This is a genomic window from Flavobacterium sp. RSSA_27 (assembly GCF_051547125.1).
Classification (GTDB): domain Bacteria; phylum Bacteroidota; class Bacteroidia; order Flavobacteriales; family Flavobacteriaceae; genus Flavobacterium.
In genome coordinates, this window is record NZ_JBPTTN010000011.1 from 1 (window position 1) to 5,401 (window position 5,401).

The window sequence follows — 5,401 nt, forward strand, 5'->3', positions numbered from 1 at the left end:
AATATCTTAACATACTGAGATAAAGAATATAAAAAGTTAATACTGAACTTGATTCAGGATCTAGAAAGTTTCTCCCCGCCTAGTCTTTTGAACTAGACGGGAAAAGGTGTACATAAGCTTACGGGTTATTAGTACTACTCGACTATGACATTACTGCCTTTACATCTATAGCCTATCAACGTGGTCATCTCCCACGACCCTTAAAAGAAATCTCATCTTGTGGTGGGTTTCGCGCTTATATGCTTTCAGCGCTTATCCCTTCCAAACGTAGCTACTCTGCGGTGCCCCTGGCGGGACAACAGATACACTAGAGGTTTGTCCAATTCGGTCCTCTCGTACTAGAATCAGATCCACTCAAATTTCTAACGCCCACAGTAGATAGAGACCGAACTGTCTCACGACGTTCTGAACCCAGCTCGCGTGCCACTTTAATGGGCGAACAGCCCAACCCTTGGGACCTTCTCCAGCCCCAGGATGTGACGAGCCGACATCGAGGTGCCAAACCCCCCCGTCGATATGAGCTCTTGGGGGAGATCAGCCTGTTATCCCCGGCGTACCTTTTATCCTTTGAGCGATGGCCCTTCCATGCGGAACCACCGGATCACTATGCTCTACTTTCGTACCTGATCGACCTGTATGTCTCTCAGTCAAGCTCCCTTATGCCATTGCACTCTTCGCACGGTTACCAAGCGTACTGAGGGAACCTTTAGAAGCCTCCGTTACTCTTTTGGAGGCGACCACCCCAGTCAAACTACCCACCAAGCAATGTCCCCCGCAATACGGGGTTAGGCCTCAGATAAACAAAGGGTTGTATTTCAACAATGACTCCACAACGCCTAGCGACGCCACTTCACAGTCTCCAACCTATCCTACACATCATTTATCCAAGGTCAATACTAAGCTATAGTAAAGGTGCACAGGGTCTTTTCGTCCCACTGCGGGTAAACGGCATCTTCACCGTTACTACAATTTCACCGAGCTCATGGCTGAGACAGTGTCCAGATCGTTACACCATTCGTGCAGGTCGGAACTTACCCGACAAGGAATTTCGCTACCTTAGGACCGTTATAGTTACGGCCGCCGTTTACTGGGGCTTCAATTCAATGCTTCTCCGAAGATAACATCTCCTCTTAACCTTCCAGCACCGGGCAGGTGTCAGGCCCTATACTTCATCTTACGATTTTGCAGAGCCCTGTGTTTTTGATAAACAGTCGCCTGGACCTCTTCACTGCGGCCTCTGATTACTCAGAGGCGACCCTTCTCCCGAAGTTACGGGTCTATTTTGCCTAATTCCTTAGCCATGAATCTCTCGAGCACCTTAGGATTCTCTCCTCGACTACCTGTGTCGGTTTACGGTACGGGTACTAATTACCTGAAGTTTAGAGGTTTTTCTTGGAAGCCCTTAGGCGCACTATCTCTTTGTCCGAAGACTCCGAGTACTATCGTATTTCCCCAAGATCTGTGGATTTGCCTGCAGATCTTATAGGTAGGTACTTCAACGAACTATTCCGTCAGTTCGCGGCGCTTTCATCACTCCGTCACCCCATCACAGTAATCAGTAGTACGGGAATATTAACCCGTTGGCCATCGACTGTCCCTTTCGGGTTCGCCTTAGGTCCCGACTAACCCACAGCTGATTAGCATAGCTGTGGAAACCTTAGTCTTTCGGTGTGCGGGTTTCTCGCCCGCATTATCGTTACTTATGCCTACATTTTCTTTTCTAACCAGTCCAGCATGCCTTACGACACACCTTCAACCCTGTTAGAATGCTCCCCTACCACTTGTAATAAATTACAAATCCATAGCTTCGGTAATATGTTTATGCCCGATTATTATCCATGCTCGTCCGCTCGACTAGTGAGCTGTTACGCACTCTTTAAATGAATGGCTGCTTCCAAGCCAACATCCTAGCTGTCTGGGCAGACAAACCTCGTTCTTTCAACTTAACATATATTTGGGGACCTTAGCTGATGGTCTGGGTTCTTTCCCTCTCGGACTTGGACCTTAGCACCCAAGCCCTCACTGCACGGAAACATTATATAGCATTCGGAGTTTGTCAGGAATTGGTAGGCGGTGAAGCCCCCGCATCCAATCAGTAGCTCTACCTCTATATAACTTTGCGCCGTGCGCTGCACCTAAATGCATTTCGGGGAGTACGAGCTATTTCCGAGTTTGATTGGCCTTTCACCCCTACCCACAGGTCATCCGAAGACTTTTCAACGTCAACCGGTTCGGACCTCCACACTGTGTTACCAGCGCTTCATCCTGCCCATGGGTAGATCACACGGTTTCGCGTCTAACACTACTGACTAAAGCGCCCTATTCAGACTCGCTTTCGCTACGGATCCATGACTTAACCACTTATCCTTGCCAGCAACGTTAACTCGTAGGCTCATTATGCAAAAGGCACGCCGTCACCCCACGAAAGGGCTCCGACCGCTTGTAAGCGTATGGTTTCAGGATCTATTTCACTCCGTTATTCACGGTTCTTTTCACCTTTCCCTCACGGTACTGGTTCACTATCGGTCTCTCAGGAGTATTTAGCCTTAGCGGATGGTCCCGCCAAATTCAGACAGGGTTTCACGTGCCCCGCCCTACTCAGGATACCACTATCCTTTACATTCATTACTTATACGGGACTATCACCCTCTTTGGTCCTACTTTCCAGTAGATTCTAATTCTTTATGCAAGAAATGTCGTGGTCCTACAACCCCAATCATGCCGTAACATCATTGGTTTGGGCTAATCCGCGTTCGCTCGCCACTACTTACGGAATCACTTTTGTTTTCTTCTCCTCCGCCTACTTAGATGTTTCAGTTCAGCGGGTTTGCCCACCTATCGGTGTACTATGTCTTCAACATAGTGGGTTGCCCCATTCGGATATCTACGGATCAATTCGTGTGTGCCAATCCCCGTAGCTTTTCGCAGCTTATCACGTCCTTCTTCGCCTCTGAGAGCCTAGGCATCCCCCATACGCCCTTATTTTGCTTATTGTACTTACGAAAGTATTAAGATTTAAGTATTAAGTATTAAGACTTACATCTTGATACTCGATACTATCGTCTTGATACTATCATGTTCTTTCTACTTTTTATTATTTCTTATCTCAATATGTCAATGAACTTTTGTATTGTATTAAGATTGCTGTATTAAGTATTAAGACTTTGTCTTGATACTTGATACTATCATCTTGATACTATCTTGTGGAGAATAACGGAGTCGAACCGTTGACCTCCTGCGTGCAAGGCAGGCGCTCTAGCCAGCTGAGCTAATCCCCCTTTCTTTTAAAATTCCAAATCTTTAAATTCCAAATTCCAAAAAAATAAGGATTTCAACCTCTAGAATTTCCTTTAAGTTAAAATAGTAGTCCCGGGCAGACTCGAACTGCCGACCCCTACATTATCAGTGTAGTACTCTAACCAGCTGAGCTACGAGACTCTGTTTTTTACTTAATTCTTTATTCAATTTCTTTAAATTAACAGCAAGAGTAATATAATCGATACTTCAGCAAACCTTTGTATCTTCTTCTTTTTCCTTAGCGTGCTTAAAGCTAACAATAAGGCTCTAGAAAGGAGGTGTTCCAGCCGCACCTTCCGGTACGGCTACCTTGTTACGACTTAGCCCTAGTTACCAGTTTTACCCTAGGCAGCTCCTTGCGGTCACCGACTTCAGGCACCCCCAGCTTCCATGGCTTGACGGGCGGTGTGTACAAGGCCCGGGAACGTATTCACCGGATCATGGCTGATATCCGATTACTAGCGATTCCAGCTTCACGGAGTCGAGTTGCAGACTCCGATCCGAACTGTGACCGGCTTTATAGATTCGCTCCTCCTCACGAAGTGGCTGCTCTCTGTACCGGCCATTGTAGCACGTGTGTAGCCCAAGGCGTAAGGGCCGTGATGATTTGACGTCATCCCCACCTTCCTCACAGTTTACACTGGCAGTCTTGTTAGAGTTCCCGACATCACTCGATGGCAACTAACAACAGGGGTTGCGCTCGTTATAGGACTTAACCTGACACCTCACGGCACGAGCTGACGACAACCATGCAGCACCTTGTAAATTGTCTTGCGAAAAGTCTGTTTCCAAACCGGTCAATCTACATTTAAGCCTTGGTAAGGTTCCTCGCGTATCATCGAATTAAACCACATGCTCCACCGCTTGTGCGGGCCCCCGTCAATTCCTTTGAGTTTCATTCTTGCGAACGTACTCCCCAGGTGGGATACTTATCACTTTCGCTTAGCCACTGAAGTTGCCCCCAACAGCTAGTATCCATCGTTTACGGCGTGGACTACCAGGGTATCTAATCCTGTTCGCTACCCACGCTTTCGTCCATCAGCGTCAATCCATTAGTAGTAACCTGCCTTCGCAATTGGTATTCCATGTAATCTCTAAGCATTTCACCGCTACACTACATATTCTAGTTACTTCCTAATAATTCAAGTCTAGCAGTATCAATGGCCGTTCCACCGTTGAGCGATGGGCTTTCACCACTGACTTACTAAACCGCCTACGGACCCTTTAAACCCAATGATTCCGGATAACGCTTGGATCCTCCGTATTACCGCGGCTGCTGGCACGGAGTTAGCCGATCCTTATTCTTACAGTACCGTCAAGTCTCTACACGTAGAGGTGTTTCTTCCTGTACAAAAGCAGTTTACAATCCATAGGACCGTCATCCTGCACGCGGCATGGCTGGATCAGGCTTGCGCCCATTGTCCAATATTCCTCACTGCTGCCTCCCGTAGGAGTCTGGTCCGTGTCTCAGTACCAGTGTGGGGGATCTCCCTCTCAGGACCCCTACCCATCGTCGCCTTGGTAAGCCGTTACCTTACCAACTAGCTAATGGGACGCATGCTCATCTTTTGCCGTTGTGACTTTAATAGTACTACCATGCGGTATCACTATACTATGAGGTATTAATCCAAATTTCTCTGGGCTATCCCTCTGCAAAAGGTAGATTGCATACGCGTTACGCACCCGTGCGCCGGTCTCAAAGGAGCAAGCTCCTTCTACCCCTCGACTTGCATGTGTTAAGCCTGCCGCTAGCGTTCATCCTGAGCCAGGATCAAACTCTTCATCGTATATTATTATATTATATTCGAATCAGATACTATTGGTCTTTCTCTAATCTCTCGATTATCTTACTCTTTTTTTATGTGTTTTGTTGTCTCCAACAAAACGGCTGTCAATTCAATATGTCTAGGAACGTAATCTTCTTTTTTTAAACTGAATTTATTTCAGTTTCTTTCCGCCTTTCGTTGTTTCTCAAAGCGGGTGCAAAAGTAAGTATTCTTTTTTAACTGGCAAGAAAATTTGAAACTTTTTTTTGAAAACTTTTATTTCCACTGGTCTCTCAATCTCTTTTCAATCTCTCAAGGAACTTGCACTTTTTGCGGGG

At 46.6% G+C, this 5,401-nt stretch carries 2 tRNA genes and 2 rRNA genes; all 4 read right to left on the reverse strand.

From position 1 onward, the window contains the following. Nucleotides 1-108: 108 nt before the first annotated feature. Nucleotides 109-2,994, reverse strand: a 23S ribosomal RNA gene (locus ACSVH5_RS13390). 210 nt (nt 2,995-3,204) lie between these two features. Further along, nucleotides 3,205-3,278, reverse strand: a tRNA-Ala gene (locus ACSVH5_RS13395). An 86-nt stretch (nt 3,279-3,364) separates the two neighbouring features. Next, a tRNA-Ile gene (locus ACSVH5_RS13400) sits at nt 3,365-3,438 on the reverse strand. A gap of 130 nt (nt 3,439-3,568) precedes the next feature. Then, nucleotides 3,569-5,084, reverse strand: a 16S ribosomal RNA gene (locus ACSVH5_RS13405). The 16S and 23S rRNA genes sit together here with 2 tRNA genes alongside, the layout of an rRNA operon. Nucleotides 5,085-5,401: the final 317 nt, after the last annotated feature.